Origin of the sequence: Parasphingopyxis sp. (assembly GCF_052168275.1) — a bacterium.
Taxonomy (GTDB): Bacteria; Pseudomonadota; Alphaproteobacteria; order Sphingomonadales; family Sphingomonadaceae; genus Parasphingopyxis.
Genome location: NZ_JBQLZM010000076.1, coordinates 1 through 15,180 on the forward strand (window position 1 = coordinate 1; position 15,180 = coordinate 15,180).

Here is a 15,180-nt window from a genome sequence, read left to right on the forward strand (position 1 = left end):
TCCCAACAGGGTACACTCAATGGGAGGCCGGGAGGGGGTGCGGGCCGGTGCCGCGCCTGAGGCGAAGCCGAAGGTCTGACAATCGCACTGACAATCAGACCGTCGGGCAGCCCTCGAAATGGGCCGTCAGCAGCGCCTGCCAGCCGGCCTCGCCGCCATCCTCGATCTCCGCGAGGCGGATCGCGAAATCCTCCATCCCGGCATGGTTGGGAACGCCCCATGCCGCGCCCAGCACATGACCGGAGTCCGCGTCGATCCAGAGCGGACCGCCCTTGTCGCCGAGCGCCGGGCCGCCAACCTCGAAGCGCAGCGCCGCCGTGCCCTGATAGTCTTCCTCGCCGACATAGACGGCATCGGCCCGGCCGAGATGGCGGACGTACCGCCCGTCTTCCGGCTCGGTCCGGATCAGCGGGAGGCCGAAGGAGAAATCGGAGCGCCGATCGGCGAGCGCCATGGTCTGCAGCGACAGCGTGGCGAGGTCGAAATCGTAGAGATGGAAGACCGGTTCCTCGACGCGGACCTGCTGGCGGACCATCCGGCCGGGCAGCGCGGCCTCGGTGCGCAGCATCGTCGCGGCGCCGTCATAGGCGATCGTCGTGAAATTCTCGTGCCGCGCCTCGGGCATCAGCCGCCCGCCACTGGCGACGGCCGCGCGTCCCGTCTCGGCATCGACCCAGGCCGTCACGAAGGTGGCGTCGGTGCAGCGGCCGCTGGCCCTGTAGACCTCGAGCCGGTTGGATGCCGCGCGATAGACATAGACATTTTCGGCGTCGCTGCCGTCGCGGTTGCTGCGGACATAATGGTAGATGCGGCCCTCGGCCGCTTCCGGTTCGCCGCCGCCAAAGGGGCTGGCGCCGAATCCTGCGGCGGCGACGAGCGCGGCCGCGCCCATGAGGGCGATTTCCTTGAACATTCCTGAACCTCAAACTTTTCGTTTGTTATTGGTTCACTGTATTATGTCGGCAATACGCATATGTCAATCCTTCTTCGCGAGGATCCTCGCCCAGTCGAGCCGCGCGAACAGCACGAGCAGGACGATCATCCCGACCTGGATCGCGATCCCGACCGGGCTCGTCAGATGGTCGACGAACAAGTCGCCGAGATTCGAGTTGCGGATCCCGTACGCGCCGAGCGCATAGATCGAATAGGATATCGTCCGGCCGACGAAAAAGGCCGCGGTGAAGCCGAGCAGCTTCACCCGGGCGAGGCCCGCCGCCTCGAACAGCTGCGCCGAGGGAACCGGGGAAAGCGCGAACAGGCCGAGCGCGAGGATCGCGTTGCGGCGGTTCTGCTCCACCGCCGCGCGCGCGGCGGCGAGATTGGCGCGGGTTTTGTCCGACAGCCGGTCGCCGATCAGCCGGAAGCCATGGGCGAGCAGGAACCGGCCGAGCGCGGCCGCCGACGCGGCGGTGAGCACGATCGCCGGCACCGGCTGGTCGCTCTGCAAGCCGTACAGCACGATCACCGACCAGGTCGGCGGGCCGAAGGCCGGCATCAGGTTGATCCCCAGCACGATCGCGAACAGGACCAGATATTCGGTCATGCGGCGCCCGGCCTGAGCTTTGCCCCGGACCCGGGAGGCTGGGCGGCTACCGCTCCACGCACATCGCGATGCCCATGCCGCCGCCGATGCACAAAGTGGCGAGGCCCTTGTGCGCGTCGCGCTTGCCCATCTCGTAGAGCAGGGTCGTCAGGACGCGGGCGCCCGAGGCGCCGATCGGATGGCCGATCGCGATCGCGCCGCCATTGACGTTCACCTTGTCCGGATCCCAGCCCAGTTCCTTGCCGACCGACAGCGCCTGCGCCGCAAAGGCCTCGTTGGCCTCGATCAGGTCGAGATCGCCGATCGACCAGCCGGCCTTTTCGAGCGCGCGCTTGGTGGCGGGAACCGGGCCGATGCCCATGATCGACGGGTCGACGCCGGCCGAGGCCCAACTCGCGATCCGGGCGAGCACGGGCGCGCCGCGGCGCGCCGCTTCGTCCGCCGACATGACGACCAGCGCCGCCGCGCCGTCGTTGATGCCGCTGGCATTGGCGGCGGTCACCGTGCCGTCCTTCCTGAAGGCGGGGCGGAGGCCCGACAGGCTTTCCGCGGTCACGCCCGGCCGGATATATTCGTCGTCGGCGACGACCGTCTCGCCCTTGCGATGGGCAACGGTGACCGGCGCGATCTCGTCGGTGAAGCGGCCGTCGGCGCGGGCGCGCTCGGCATTGTTCTGCGAGAGCGTGGCGAACGCGTCCTGCTCCTCGCGCGTGATCTGGTAGCGTTCGGCGAGATTTTCGGCGGTGATGCCCATGTGATAGTCGTTGAAGACGTCGGTCAGCCCGTCCTTGATCATCGTGTCGACCAGGCCGATCGGCCCCATCTTGGTGCCGGCGCGCATATTCTGGCAGTGCGGGCTCATCGACATATTCTCCTGCCCGCCCGCGACGACGATCGCGGCGTCGCCGGTCGCGACCTGCTGGCTCGCGATGGCGACCGCGCGCAGGCCCGATCCGCAGACCTGGTTGACGCCCCAGGCCGGGATTTCCTTCGGCACGCCCGCGGCCATCGAGGCCTGGCGCGCCGGGTTCTGGCCTTCGCCGGCGGTGAGCACCTGGCCCATCACGACTTCGGAGACCTCCTCGGGCGCAACGCCGGATTGCGCGAGCGCCGCCTCGATCGCGACGCGGCCCAGCTCGTGCGCGGGCGTGGTCGCAAAGGCGCCGAGAAAGCTGCCGACGGGGGTGCGCTTGGCGGCGGTGATGACGATATCGGACATGGAAGGCGACTCCTGGGCTCTTGGTGTTATCAAAATTCCGTTAGCCCTGAGCGTGTCGAAGGGCGTTTTTCGGACGGATAATCGGGCTTCGACAAGCTCAGCCCTAACGGCAATTGACCGGCCAATGCCCTATCATCAATGCTGCACCTGCGAAAGCCAATTTGCGAGCGGCTCCCACAAGGCGGCCCGGCCGCGGCTGCCGACGACCATCCCGACATGGCCCTGGGCGAGCGTCAGCACCTCGCCGGCGCGCGCGGCCGTCGCCTCCGGCACGATCCGGTCGCTGGTCGAGACGATATCGAGCATCGGGCAGGGCAGGGCGGCGGGATCGATGACCGTGCCGGCGACCGTCCAGCGTCCCTCGCCGGTCGCATTGCCGCAGAACAGGTCCTCGACGAGTTCGCGCCCCGCGCCATGGGTCAGCGGCGGCCCGTCATTGGCCCAGTCCTCGAGCGCCACGAAGGCGCGCGCCTTGTCGCTGCCGGGATCGAGCCGCCCGAACATCTCGAACTTGCTGACCGTGCGGGCCGGGTCGAGTTTCCAGAAGCCGGTCTGCAGCACCTCCATCGGCAGCGCGCCGATCTCGCGCGCCGCCGGTTCGGCATTCTCCCAGAGATGCCGGAGGCCCGCGCGCGCTTCGTCCGGGAAACCGTCGAACCGCCAGGGCGCGGCCATGCTGGTCAGCGAGAGGGGCGGGTGCAGGGCCGCCGCGGCGACCGCCATCGTCCCGCCGAGGCAATAGCCGACCAGATGCGCGGGTTCGTCCAGCGCATCGATCAGCGGCAGCAGCAGCGTTTCGACATGGCCGGCGACGGTCAGGTCGGCCCCGTCCGGGCCCGGCGCGCCCCAGTCGACGAGGAGGGGACGCACGCCCCGGCCGCTGAGCCAGCGCAGCAGCGAATTGTCTTCGGCGAGGTCGAGGATGGTCGGCGGGTTGATCAGCGACGGGACGAAGATCGCGGCGGGACCGTCGCCGCCATAGTCGAGCAGCCGCGCCCGGCCCGCTTCGGCCACGACCGGAACGGCCGGCGGCGCGGGCGGGCGCTCGGCGTGCTGATAGGCCTTGAGGCCGGCGAGCGCGGCCGCCATCCGCTCGGGCGATGCTGCGGTTTCGCTGCGCAGCAAATCGAGGAAAAGCGGGAGCGGTCGGGGTTTGTGTTGCAGTGCACTATCTCCCGGTGCTAAGCCGGCCCCAACATTTGGAGACATTTTCATGGCTAAATCCGGTTCCGATTCCGACACGGTCATCATCAAGAAATACGCCAACCGGCGCCTCTATAACACCGAAAGTTCCAGTTACATCACGCTCGACCATCTGGGCGACATGATCCGCGAGAAGCGCGACTTCCAGGTCATCGACGCGAAGAGCGGCGACGACATCACGCGCGGCGTCCTCACCCAGATCATCATGGATGAGGAAAGCCATGGGCAGAACATGCTGCCGGTAAGCTTCCTGCGCGACCTGATCGGCATGTACGGCAATTCGATGTCGGCGATGGTGCCGCAATATCTCGAAGCCTCGATGGAGGCGTTCCAGCGCAACCAGGCCAAGTTCCGAGACGCCATGGAAGGCGCGCTGGGCTCGGGCCCGTTCGGCGAGATCGCGCGCCGCAACATGGAAATGTTCGAGGCCGCGGCCGGCGCCTTTCAGAAATCGATCAAGAAGGATGTGCCGGCCGAGGCGGAAAGCCATCGCGACGCCGAGGTCGATGCGCTGAAGGAACAGCTGGCGCAGCTGCAGGAACAGATCGAAAAACTCAGCAAATAGGCACGTCTTGGACAATCCCTATTTCGCCGCGGCGATCGCCCTTCTGGTGATCGCCGGGGCTGCCGGCTGGATGGACCATCGCCGCAACCATCGCGAGCATCTCGATCATGTGGGCTGGGTCAACTGGCCGCTCGTGATGGTGCTGGCCCTGGTCGGCGCGCTGATGATGGCGATCCTCGGATTCGGGCTCTGAGGCCCCGGAAGCAAGGGCCGCGATCACTCGCGATACATGCCGACATTGCGCCCAGGATCCGTCATTGCGAGGAGCGCAGCGACGAAGCGATGACGGATCCTGGGCGCAAGCGCCGCCGTCCGAATTAGCAAATGTTCTTGCTATGTTCCAAGGCCTTTCATAGGCTCGGCCCATGGCGGCGAAGACCATCATCGAGAAGCTCGGCATATTGGCGGACGCGGCGAAATATGACGCCTCCTGCGCCTCGTCGGGCACGAGCAGGCGCAATGCGATCGGCACCAAGGGCGTCGGGTCGACCGAAGGGATGGGGATCTGCCACGCCTATGCGCCGGACGGGCGGTGCATCTCGCTGCTCAAGGTGTTGCTGACCAATTTCTGCACCTTCGATTGCCGCTATTGCGTCAACCGCGTCTCCTCCAATGTCGAGCGCGCGCGCTTCACGCCCGACGAGCTGGTCCGGCTGACGCTCGATTTTTACAAGCGCAACTATATCGAGGGGCTGTTCCTCTCCTCGGGCATCATCCGCTCGCCCGACTATACGATGGAGCAGATCGTCGAGGTGGCGCGGTGCCTGCGCGAGGATCACGGCTTTCTCGGTTACATCCACCTCAAATCGATTCCCGAGGCGTCGCCCGAGCTGATCACGGCGGCGGGCCGCCATGCCGACCGGCTGTCGATCAATATCGAACTGCCGCGCGCCGAGGGTCTGCGCCACTACGCGCCCGAAAAATCCGCCGCGACGATCCGCAAGGCGATGGGCGACGTGCGCAGTGGCATCGACGAGAACCGGCACGCCCGCCAATCCCGGCTGCTGCGCCGCGCCAGGCCGCCGCGCTTCGCGCCGGGCGGCCAGTCGACCCAGATGATCGTCGGCGCGGACGGGTCGGACGACCGGCAGATCCTGACCTCGTCGACCGAGCTGTACGGCGCCTACCGGCTCCGGCGCGTCTATTATTCGGCCTACAGCCCGATCCCGGACGCCTCGGCCGACCTGCCGCCGGTCCGCCCCCCGCTGGTGCGCGAACACCGGCTCTACCAGGCGGACTGGATGCTGCGCTTCTACGGTTTCGGGGTCGACGAGATCATGGACGGCGCCACGCAGGGGATGCTCGATCCCGCGATCGATCCCAAGCTCGCCTGGGCGCTCGTCCATCGCGAATGGTTTCCGGTCGACGTCAATCGCGCGCCGCGCGAGACGCTGCTCCGCGTTCCCGGGCTCGGCCCGGTGGCGATCGGCAAGCTGCTCGCGGCGCGCCGCCATGCGCGGCTGCGGCTCGACGACCTCGCCCGGCTCACGACGTCGGTGAAGAAACTGCTGCCCTTCATCGAGGCGGCGGACTGGTCGCCCGGATCGCTGACCGACAGCCCCGGGCTCGCCGCGCGGCTCGCGCCGCCGGCCGAGCAGCTCTCCCTGTTCTGATGCCCGTCGTCCCGCTTGCCTCGCCCACCGACTGGACGGGATGGCGCGCCGCGGCGCGGGCGCTGTGCGCGCAAGGCGTGCCGCCCGAAGCGGTCGACTGGCGGTGCGGGGAGGCGCAGCGCGGTCTCTTCGCGGGCGAGGAGGAGGGGCGCAGCCCGGCACAGCCCATGGTCGCGATCCGTGCGCCGCGCCGCTTCCTGACGCTGAGCCGCGAGGTGATCTGCCATCGCGATGCGGAGCGGTTCGCGCGGCTGTACCGGTTGCTGGTCCGGCTGCAGGGCGAGCCCGGGCTGCTGGCCAACGCCGCCGATCCCGATGTCGACTGGGCGATGAAACGCGCCAAGGCGATCCGGCGGGACCGGCACAAGATGCATGCGTTCGTCCGCTTCCGGAAACTCGGCGAGCGGGACGGGCGCGAACGGTTCGCCGCCTGGTTCGAACCCGACCACCGGATCGTCGAGCTCGCGACGCCTTTCTTCGTCCGCCGTTTCCCCAACATGGACTGGGCGATCCTGACGCCCGACCGCTCGGCGGTCTGGCAGGGTGGCGCGCTGCGCTACGGCCCCGGCGCATCGCGGCGGGACGTGCCCGATGCCGATATCGTCGAGGCGGAATGGAAGGTCTATTTCGCCGCGATCTTCAATCCGGCGCGGCTGAAGGTGAAGGCGATGACGGCGGAGATGCCGAAGAAATACTGGCGCAACCTGCCCGAGGCGGACCTGATCCCGGGCCTGATCGCCGGGGCCGGGGATCGCATGGCGGCGATGCGCGAAACGGGCGTGACGGAGCCGAACCCGCTGTCGAAACGGATCGCGCGGCGCCGCTGAGAAGGAAATGCCCTAGAGGCAGGCCTCGAGACAGGGCTGTTCGAAACCGTAGGCCTTGGCCTTGTCGAGCGTATAGGGGCGCAGGCCCATCGAGCGATATTCGCCGACGATCTTCCCGTCGTCATCCTCGCCCGTATATTCGAACTTGAACAGCTCCTGCGTGACGATGACGTCGCCTTCCATCCCGATTACCTCGGTAATGTTGGTCGTCCGGCGCGAACCGTCGCGCAGACGCTTCACTTGGATGATGAGGTCGACCGAGTCGGCGATCTGTTTCGAGATCGCTTCCTTCGGGATCTTGATGTCGCCCATCATCACCATGTTTTCCATACGGCCGAGGCATTCGCGCGGGCTGTTGGAGTGGAGCGTACACATGGAGCCGTCATGGCCCGTGTTCATGGCGGCGAGCAGGTCGAAACACTCCGCGCCGCGAATCTCGCCGAGGATGATACGATCGGGGCGCATACGCAGGGCGTTCTTAACAAGGTCGCCGATCGAGATTTCGCCCTTGCCCTCGAGGTTTGCGGGGCGGGTTTCGAGCGGCAGCCAGTGCGGCTGTTGCAGGCGAAGCTCGGCCGCGTCCTCGATCGTCAGCACGCGCTCGCCCGGGTCGATCATCTTCGACATGGCGTTGAGCATCGTCGTCTTGCCCGAGCCCGTGCCGCCCGAGATGACGACGTTGAAGCGGCTGGCGCCGGCGACCTTGAGGAAGGTCGCCATCTTGTCGGACATCGAGCCGAAATCCTTCATCATGTCGATGGTGATCGGCTTGTCGGAGAATTTGCGAATCGAGATCGCGGTGCCGCGCAGCGACAGCGGCGGCACGATCACGTTCACACGCGAGCCGTCGGCGAGACGGGCGTCGGCGAGCGGGGTGGTCTGGTCGACGCGGCGGCCGACCGAGTTGCAGATGCGCTGGGCGATCTGGAGCAGATGGTCCTCGTCGCGGAACTTGATCTTGGCGAGTTCGAGCTTGCCCTTGCGCTCGACATAGGTCTGCTCGGGGCCGTTCACCATGATGTCGTTGATATCCGGATCGGAGAGCAGTTCCTCGAGCGGTCCGAGGCCGAGCAGTTCGTCGACCAGTACCTTTTCGAGCGCGAACTGTTCGCGCCGGTTCAGCGTGATCTTCAGTTCGGCGAGCACCTCGGAGATGATCGGCCGGAATTCCTCGGCAAGCTCGGTCTTGGTCAGTGTGGACGCGGCCTCCGGATCGACGCGTTCGAGCAGGCGCGGCAGCACCTGTTCCTTGATCTTGTGAACCGAGGCCTCGAAGCCCTGGGCTTCCTCGACGGCTTCGGTGACCGCGTTGGCGCGGTCGTTGAGCTTGGACATCGCATCGGGTTCGGCAATCGGAAGCGATCCGTCATCCTCGACGCCCGGAAGGTCGAGCGCTTCGATCGGCGGGAATTGCTCGCCGCCCTGCGGTTCTTCCTCATCGGGCGCGGATTGCGGCACCGGGGTGCCGCCACCCTTCATCGGTCGGGCTACGCCGAAGGAAGGTTTCTGCCCGCCGCCTTTTCGTCCAAATGCGCTCATCCCATCCCTCAATACGATTTGCCCGCCGTTCGCGAGCCCTGTTCGACATGGTGAATAGATTGAAAACTTTGACAATTAGCTAATAGCCGTCAAAGGGAGGCGATGACCCTGAAAACCCCGGAAAATCCGCAAAAAACCGGCGATACGGGCGATTCGCCGGCAACCGGCCTGCTGATCGCCCTTGCCGGCTTCGCGTTCCTGTCGGTCGGCGACGGAATCATCAAGTCGATCGCCGGTGAATGGCCGGGCACGGCCGTCGCTGCCCTGCGCTACACGCTCGGCGCGGCCGGCCTGCTGGGCATGCTGCTCGCGGTCGAAGGCCGGCAGGGACTCCGGATGCCGATGCCCTGGGCGCAGCTCGGACGGGGCACCGCGGTGGCGTTCGCGACGCTGGCCTTTTTCAGCGCGATCTTCCTGATGCCGCTGGCCGACGCGACGGCCATCCAGTTCACCTCGCCGATGCTGACGGCGCTGTTTTCGGCGCTGATCCTGGCGGAACGGATGCCGCGCGCGGCCTGGGCGGCGACGATGCTTGCCTTTGGCGGAGTCCTGCTCGTGCTCCGGCCCAATGTCGCCGATCTCGGCTGGGCGGTCCTGTTGCCGATCGGCGCGGCGGTCGGCCTGTCGCTGATGATGGTGTTCAACCGGATGGTCGCCGGCGCCGGATCGGCCCTGCTCATGCAGTTCCTGATTTCGGCGATCGCCGCGCCGTTCCTGATCGGTGCGGCGGTCGTCGGCCATTTTTCGGGCGTCGAGGCGCTGCGCGTGCCGGTTCCGGACTGGACGATCGTCGCCCGCTGCGCGCTGGTCGCGGTGACCGCATCCGCCAGCCACTGGCTGATCTATCTCGCGACGACCAAGGCCTCGGCCGCGGTCACCGCGCCGATGGTCTATGTCCAGCTGCTCATCGCGGTCGCGATCGGGATGCTGTTCTACGGCGATTATCCCGATCCCCTGGCGCTGGGCGGCGCGGCGCTGATCATCGGCGCGGGGCTGTGGCTCTGGAACCGCCAGCGGCGCGCCGTCTAGAGCCGCTCGGCGACCGCCGCGCGCAGCGTTTCGAATGCCGCCTCGTTGCGCCGGTAGAAGGTCCATTGCTTGACCCGTTTGGGGGTCAGCAGGTCGGCGTCGACCAGCAGCCTGAGATGCTGTGCGGTGGTCGGCTGGGCCAGTTCGAGCTTTTCGCCGATCAGCAGCGCGCAAACCCCGTCCTCGACGAGATCGCCGTCCGTCTGCTCCCGGAAATGCGCGCGGGGCTCCTTGAGCCAGCCCAGTATCTCGCGTCTGTGCGGGTTGGCGATCGCCTTGAGTTGCCTGTCGAGAAGATCGGTCATTCGTGCCTGTGATATATATTGTAATATTGCGATATTACAATATATAGGATTCGTCCCATGATGTTCCGGAGCAAGACAATGGCCGAAACCCGTTCCTTCAAGCAAGTCGATGTTTTCACCGCGGTGCCGCTGCTCGGCAATCCGGTGGCCGTGGTTCTCGATGCGGACGGCATGGACACCGCCGCGATGCAGCGGTTCGCCGCCTGGACCAACCTTTCGGAAACGACGTTCGTGCTGCCGCCCAGCGCGGACGGTGCGGACTATCGGGTGCGGATCTTCACGCCGCGGTCCGAGATGCCCTTTGCCGGCCATCCGACCATCGGCACCGCCCATGCGGTTCTCGAAGCGGGTATCGCCGAGGCGCGGGAGGGCAGGCTGGTCCAGCAATGCAAGGTCGGGCTGGTCGATCTCGCCGTCGCCGGGGACTGGCGCCGCGAGGGGCTGAGTTTCCGGCTGCCGCCCCACCATGTCGAACCGGCGCCGGAACCGGAAGATCTGCGGGCGATCATCGGAGCGGCGGCCGCGCTGCGCGGCCCGCCGATGGCGGTCAATGTCGGCCCGACATGGATGATCGCCGAACTCGCCGAAGCGGAGGCGGTCGAGCGGTTGCAGCCCGATCTGCAAAGGCTGGCCGCCTATTCGCTGCGCCATGCACGGGCGGGCCTGACGGTATTCGCGGTGCGACCGGACGGCGAGGCCGTTGTGCGGTCGTTCGCGCCCGCCGATCTCACGATGGAGGATCCGGTGTGCGGCAGCGGCAACGGCGCGGTCGCCGCCTATCGGTTCGAGGACGGCCAGATCGCCGCCGGCGACAGCTATCGCGCGAGCCAGGGCCGCCAGGTCGGCCGCGACGGCCGCGTCGCGATCCGCGTCGACGAGCATGGCATCCATGTCGGCGGTGTCGCGGTGACCTGTATCGAAGGAACGCTGCGCCTGTGAGATCCGCAGCGGGGAGGGGCGGCTAGCCTTACTCGACGACCCGTTCGGCGAGGATCGTCAGCCCCTTGTCGTTGACCTCGGCGAAGCCGCCCTCGACCTTGATCGTCTCCGGCTCCGCGCCGGCGGTCTTGTAGATCGAGATATCGCCGTCACGGATCGTCGACATGACCGGCGCATGGCGCTCGAGCACGCCGAAATCGCCCTCGGTGCCGGGCACGACGACCATATGCACTTCCTCCGAGCGGAGGAGCTTTTCCGGCGTGACGAGTTCGAAATTGAGAGCCATTCGATATCTCCGCCCCTCCCGCGCGGGGGAGGGGCTTTAGAAGGTTAGGCCGCGTCCGCAGCCAGTTCGCGGGCGCGCTCGCGGACATCGTCGATGCCGCCGACCATGTAGAAGGCGGCTTCGGGCAGGTCGTCATGCTTGCCTTCGACGACTTCCTTGAACGAGCGGATCGTGTCCTCGAGTTCGACGAAGATGCCCGGCTTGCCGGTGAAGACTTCGGCGACGTGGAAGGGCTGCGACAGGAAGCGCTGGATCTTGCGCGCGCGCGCCACGATCAGCTTATCTTCTTCCGACAGCTCGTCCATGCCGAGAATGGCGATGATGTCCTGGAGCGACTTGTAGCGCTGCAGCGTTTCTTGGACGGCGCGGGCCGTTTCGTAATGCTCCTGGCCGACGACGCGCGGCTCGAGAACGCGGCTGGTCGAATCCAGCGGGTCCACGGCCGGGTAGATGCCGAGCTCGGAAATTGCGCGCGACAGCACGGTCGTGGCGTCCAGGTGGGCGAAGGAGGTGGCCGGCGCCGGGTCGGTAAGGTCGTCCGCCGGCACGTAGATCGCCTGCACCGAGGTGATCGAACCCTTGTTGGTCGAGGTAATCCGCTCCTGCAGGTTGCCCATGTCGGTCGAGAGGGTCGGCTGATAGCCCACGGCCGAGGGAATACGGCCCAGCAGAGCGGACACTTCCGAACCCGCCTGGGTGAAGCGGAAGATGTTGTCGACGAAGAAGAGCACGTCCTGGCCTTCCTGGTCGCGGAAATATTCGGCGATGGTCAGGCCCGACAGCGCGACGCGGGCGCGGGCGCCCGGCGGCTCGTTCATCTGGCCGTAGACGAGGGCCACTTTCGAGCCTTCCGACGTCGCGACGCCGTTCTCGTCCTTGGCGATGACGCCAGCATCGAGGAATTCGTGATAGAGATCGTTGCCCTCGCGGGTGCGCTCGCCGACGCCCGCGAACACCGAGGTGCCGCCATGGCCCTTGGCGATGTTGTTGATCAGCTCCTGGATCAGCACGGTCTTGCCGACGCCGGCGCCGCCGAACAGGCCGATCTTGCCGCCCTTGGCATAGGGCGCGAGCAGGTCGACGACCTTGATGCCGGTGACGAGGATCTCGTTGTCGGTCGACTGGTCGACGAACGGCGGGGCTTCGGCATGGATGGGAGCGGTGGTTTCCGCGCCGATCGGGCCGAGCTCGTCGATCGGCTCGCCGATGACGTTCATGATGCGGCCGAGCGTCTTCGGGCCGACCGGCATGGCGATCTGGTTGCCCGTGTCGGTCACTTCCTGACCGCGCACCAGGCCCTCGGTCGCGTCCATCGCGATCGTGCGGACCATGTTCTCGCCGAGATGCTGGGCGACCTCGAGCACGAGGCGGTTGCCGTGATTGTCGGTCTCGAGCGCCGACAGGATCTCGGGCAGCTCGTTGGGGAAGCTGACGTCGACAACGGCGCCGATGACCTGGCTGATCGTGCCGACATTGTTGGTGGTGGTGGCCATTTTTTCAGTCCTATTTATCGTTTGATATTCGGAATTTAGTCCGCTTGGGCTGCGTCAAGTTCTTCTAGCACGACCATTAATTTATGGCCGAAATGAGAATTTTCGATTTCCCAGAAAATATGTTCAAGTCCAGTGATCCGGAGTTGTCTAGCAACATGACCAGCATCGGCGAAGGAGCGTCCGTCAACATAGTCGCCAACTGACATTGCGCCAAAAGGAGTCGAAGCGCTGAAACTAGCAATTGGGTCGCTAAGGGTAGAGTTTATATAAAACTCTGCGTGATACTGAACAGGGATATACTCTTCAGCCATATCTACAGAGCCTCCGCGCCCGAGATGATTTCTACGAGTTCGGTGGTGATCGCGGCCTGGCGGCTGCGGTTATATTCGATGGTCAGCTTGTCGATCAGCTCGCCGGCGTTGCGCGTGGCGTTGTCCATCGCGGTCATCGACGCGCCCTGTTCGGATGCGGCGTTTTCGAGCAGCGCGCGGAACAGCTGGATCGACAGGTTGCGCGGGAGCAGTTCGGAGAGGATTTCCTCCTCGTCGGGTTCATACTCGACCGCGACCGCGCTCGTCGCGTCCGCATCCTCGTCGACCGGGACGGGGATGATCTGCTGGGTCTGCGGTTCCTGCACCAGCGCGGACTTGAACTTGGAATAGAAGAGCCAGGCGACGTCGAACTCGTTCCTGTCGAGCCGGGCGACCAGATCCTCGGTTATCTCCTTCGCATCGTCATAATGCGGGTTCTTGATATCGCCGGTGTCGAAATGATGATCGATCGTGCCCGGATAGAAGCGGTTGATGATCGGCTTTGCCTTCTTGCCGATCAGGTAGAAGGCGACATCCTTGCCTTCGGCCTTCAGCGCCTCGGCCTTTTGCCGCGCTTCCTTGACAATATTGGTGTTGAACGCGCCGCACAGGCCGCGGTCCGACGTCGCGACGACGAGCAGGTGTTTCTGCTTCTTGCCGGTGCCGGCGAGCAGCTTCGGCGTGTCCGCGCTGATCGACACCTTGGAGGCCAGGCTCGTCATCACGCTTTCCAGCCGTTCGGCATAGGGGCGCGCGGACTCGGCGGCCGCCTGCGCCTTGCGGAGCTTGGCGGCGGCGACCATCTGCTTGGCCTTGGTGATCTTCTGGGTCGATTTGACCGACCCGATCCGATCCTTGAGTTCTTTCAGACTGGCCATAGTCTCTCTTGCTTACTCCGTTAGGGCTGAGCTTGTCGAAGCCCGCTTCTCCGATTGATAGGCGTCCTTCGACGGGCTCAGGACTAACGGCTTTGTTTCAATTCCTTAGGCGAAGGTCTTCACGAAAGCGTCGAGGATCGATTTCAGCTTGTCGGCCGTATCGTCTTCCAGTTTCTCGGTGTCGCGGATCGTCGCCAGCACATCGGCATGATCGGCGCGCATATGGGCGAGGAAGCTTTCCTCGAAATGCGTGACCTGGTCGGTGGCGATGCCGTCGAGATAGCCCTGCGTCCCGGCGAAGATCGAGGCGACCTGCTCTTCCATCGGCATCGGCGAGAACTGCTTCTGCTTCAGCAGCTCGGTCAGCCGTTCGCCGCGGTTGAGCAGCTTCTGCGTCGAGGCGTCGAGGTCCGAACCGAACTGGGCGAAGGCCGCCATCTCGCGATACTGGGCCAGTTCCAGCTTGATCGAGCCGGACACCTTCTTCATCGCCTTGGTCTGGGCGGCCGAGCCGACACGGCTGACCGAGAGGCCGACGTTGATGGCCGGGCGGATGCCCTGGAAGAAGAGGTCGGTTTCGAGGAAGATCTGACCGTCGGTGATCGAGATGACGTTGGTCGGAATATAGGCCGACACGTCGCCCGCCTGAGTCTCGATGATCGGCAGCGCGGTCATCGAACCGGCGCCATTGTCCTCGTTCATCTTCGCCGCGCGCTCGAGCAGGCGGGAGTGGAGATAGAAGACGTCGCCCGGATAGGCTTCGCGGCCCGGCGGGCGGCGCAGCAGCAGCGACATCTGGCGATAGGCGACCGCCTGCTTGGAGAGATCGTCATAGACGATGCAGCTGTGCATGCCATTGTCGCGGAAATATTCGCCCATCGTGCAGCCGGTATAGGGCGCCAGATACTGGAGCGGGGCCGGCTCGGACGCGGTCGCGGCGACGACGATCGAATATTCCATCGCGCCATTCTCTTCGAGCTGGCGGACGATCTGCGCGACCGTCGAGCGCTTCTGGCCGACGGCGACATAGATGCAGTAGAGCTTCTTGCTCTCGTCATCGCCGGCATTGTTGTTCTTCTGGTTGATGAAGGTGTCGATCGCGACGGCGGTCTTGCCGGTCTGGCGGTCGCCGATGATCAGCTCGCGCTGGCCGCGTCCGACGGGAACCAGGGCGTCGATCGCCTTGAGGCCGGACTGGACGGGCTCGTGCACCGATTTGCGCGGGATGATGCCCGGCGCCTTGACTTCCACCCGCTTGCGCTCGGTCGCCTCGATCGGACCCTTGCCGTCGATCGGGTTGCCGAGGCCGTCGACGACGCGCCCCAACAGGCCCTTGCCGACCGGAACGTCGACGATCGTCTCGGTGCGCTTGACGGTGTCGCCTTCCTTGATCTCGGCGTCCGAGCCGAAGATCACGACGCCGACATTGT

At 65.7% G+C, this 15,180-nt stretch carries 17 protein-coding genes; 6 read left to right on the forward strand and 11 right to left on the reverse strand.

All coding sequences use genetic code 11. From position 1 onward, the window contains the following. Positions 1-94 precede the first annotated feature (94 nt). The 4 genes from ACTS1X_RS06910 to ACTS1X_RS06925 all read right to left on the reverse strand — a co-directional run bounded on the left by ACTS1X_RS06910 (position 95) and on the right by ACTS1X_RS06925 (position 3,887). On the reverse strand, positions 95-913 hold the full coding sequence (locus ACTS1X_RS06910) for a hypothetical protein (RefSeq protein WP_442613652.1): 819 nt from the start codon (positions 911-913) through the stop codon (positions 95-97). A 63-nt stretch (positions 914-976) separates the two neighbouring features. Next, positions 977-1,543: a hypothetical protein gene (locus ACTS1X_RS06915; protein ID WP_442613653.1), complete on the reverse strand. Its 567-nt coding sequence runs from the start codon at positions 1,541-1,543 to the stop codon at positions 977-979. A 46-nt stretch (positions 1,544-1,589) separates the two neighbouring features. Further along, entirely contained in the window at positions 1,590-2,762 is a 1,173-nt protein-coding gene (locus ACTS1X_RS06920) for an acetyl-CoA C-acetyltransferase (protein ID WP_442613654.1), read from the reverse strand. A gap of 135 nt (positions 2,763-2,897) precedes the next feature. Then, a complete protein-coding gene (locus ACTS1X_RS06925; RefSeq protein ID WP_442613655.1) occupies positions 2,898-3,887 on the reverse strand; it encodes an alpha/beta fold hydrolase in 990 nt (329 codons plus the stop codon). 88 nt (positions 3,888-3,975) lie between these two features. Between ACTS1X_RS06925 and phaR the strand changes: the two genes are divergently transcribed. The 4 genes from phaR to ACTS1X_RS06945 all read left to right on the forward strand — a co-directional run bounded on the left by phaR (position 3,976) and on the right by ACTS1X_RS06945 (position 6,970). After that, positions 3,976-4,530, forward strand: coding sequence for a polyhydroxyalkanoate synthesis repressor PhaR (phaR, locus tag ACTS1X_RS06930; RefSeq protein WP_442613656.1), 555 nt, complete (start codon positions 3,976-3,978; stop codon positions 4,528-4,530). A gap of 7 nt (positions 4,531-4,537) precedes the next feature. Then, positions 4,538-4,723 (forward strand): hypothetical protein, encoded by a 186-nt coding sequence (locus ACTS1X_RS06935; protein WP_442613657.1) that lies wholly within the window; start codon positions 4,538-4,540, stop codon positions 4,721-4,723. 172 nt (positions 4,724-4,895) lie between these two features. Further along, on the forward strand, positions 4,896-6,143 hold the full coding sequence (locus ACTS1X_RS06940; protein ID WP_442613658.1) for a putative DNA modification/repair radical SAM protein: 1,248 nt from the start codon (positions 4,896-4,898) through the stop codon (positions 6,141-6,143). Further along, positions 6,143-6,970, forward strand: coding sequence for a TIGR03915 family putative DNA repair protein (locus ACTS1X_RS06945; RefSeq protein ID WP_442613659.1), 828 nt, complete (start codon positions 6,143-6,145; stop codon positions 6,968-6,970). The genes ACTS1X_RS06940 and ACTS1X_RS06945 overlap by 1 nt, the downstream gene beginning before the upstream one ends. A 12-nt stretch (positions 6,971-6,982) precedes the next feature. Here the strand turns inward: ACTS1X_RS06945 and ACTS1X_RS06950 are convergent, their stop codons facing one another. Next, entirely contained in the window at positions 6,983-8,509 is a 1,527-nt protein-coding gene (locus ACTS1X_RS06950; protein ID WP_442613660.1) for a CpaF family protein, read from the reverse strand. A gap of 102 nt (positions 8,510-8,611) precedes the next feature. On the opposite strand from ACTS1X_RS06950, the gene ACTS1X_RS06955 reads away from it, so the two are divergent. Continuing rightward, positions 8,612-9,538 (forward strand): DMT family transporter, encoded by a 927-nt coding sequence (locus ACTS1X_RS06955; RefSeq protein ID WP_442613661.1) that lies wholly within the window; start codon positions 8,612-8,614, stop codon positions 9,536-9,538. Here ACTS1X_RS06955 and ACTS1X_RS06960 read toward each other — a convergent pair. Next, a complete protein-coding gene (locus tag ACTS1X_RS06960; protein ID WP_442613662.1) occupies positions 9,535-9,843 on the reverse strand; it encodes an ArsR/SmtB family transcription factor in 309 nt (102 codons plus the stop codon). The two genes, ACTS1X_RS06955 and ACTS1X_RS06960, sit on opposite strands and share 4 nt — an antisense overlap. A 78-nt stretch (positions 9,844-9,921) precedes the next feature. Here ACTS1X_RS06960 and ACTS1X_RS06965 point away from each other — a divergent pair, with 78 nt between their 5' ends. Then, positions 9,922-10,782 carry a PhzF family phenazine biosynthesis protein gene (locus ACTS1X_RS06965; RefSeq protein WP_442613663.1) on the forward strand — a complete coding sequence of 287 codons (861 nt, stop codon included), beginning with the start codon at positions 9,922-9,924 and terminating at the stop codon, positions 10,780-10,782. A gap of 28 nt (positions 10,783-10,810) precedes the next feature. Here the strand turns inward: ACTS1X_RS06965 and ACTS1X_RS06970 are convergent, their stop codons facing one another. From ACTS1X_RS06970 to atpA, 5 genes are all read right to left on the reverse strand, one after another. After that, the gene (locus ACTS1X_RS06970; RefSeq protein WP_442613664.1) at positions 10,811-11,068 is read right to left on the reverse strand and encodes an ATP synthase F1 subunit epsilon; all 258 of its coding nucleotides are present in this window, start codon (positions 11,066-11,068) and stop codon (positions 10,811-10,813) included. A 44-nt stretch (positions 11,069-11,112) separates the two neighbouring features. After that, entirely contained in the window at positions 11,113-12,561 is a 1,449-nt protein-coding gene (gene atpD / locus ACTS1X_RS06975) for a F0F1 ATP synthase subunit beta (protein ID WP_442613665.1), read from the reverse strand. Between the two features lie 35 nt (positions 12,562-12,596). After that, complete coding sequence (locus ACTS1X_RS06980; protein WP_442613666.1) at positions 12,597-12,872, reverse strand: hypothetical protein; 276 nt, start codon at positions 12,870-12,872, stop codon at positions 12,597-12,599. A 2-nt stretch (positions 12,873-12,874) separates the two neighbouring features. After that, positions 12,875-13,750 carry a F0F1 ATP synthase subunit gamma gene (locus ACTS1X_RS06985; protein ID WP_442613667.1) on the reverse strand — a complete coding sequence of 292 codons (876 nt, stop codon included), beginning with the start codon at positions 13,748-13,750 and terminating at the stop codon, positions 12,875-12,877. A gap of 105 nt (positions 13,751-13,855) precedes the next feature. Continuing rightward, a partial coding sequence (atpA, locus tag ACTS1X_RS06990) for a F0F1 ATP synthase subunit alpha (protein WP_442613668.1) occupies positions 13,856-15,180 on the reverse strand: 1,325 nt, incomplete at its 5' end.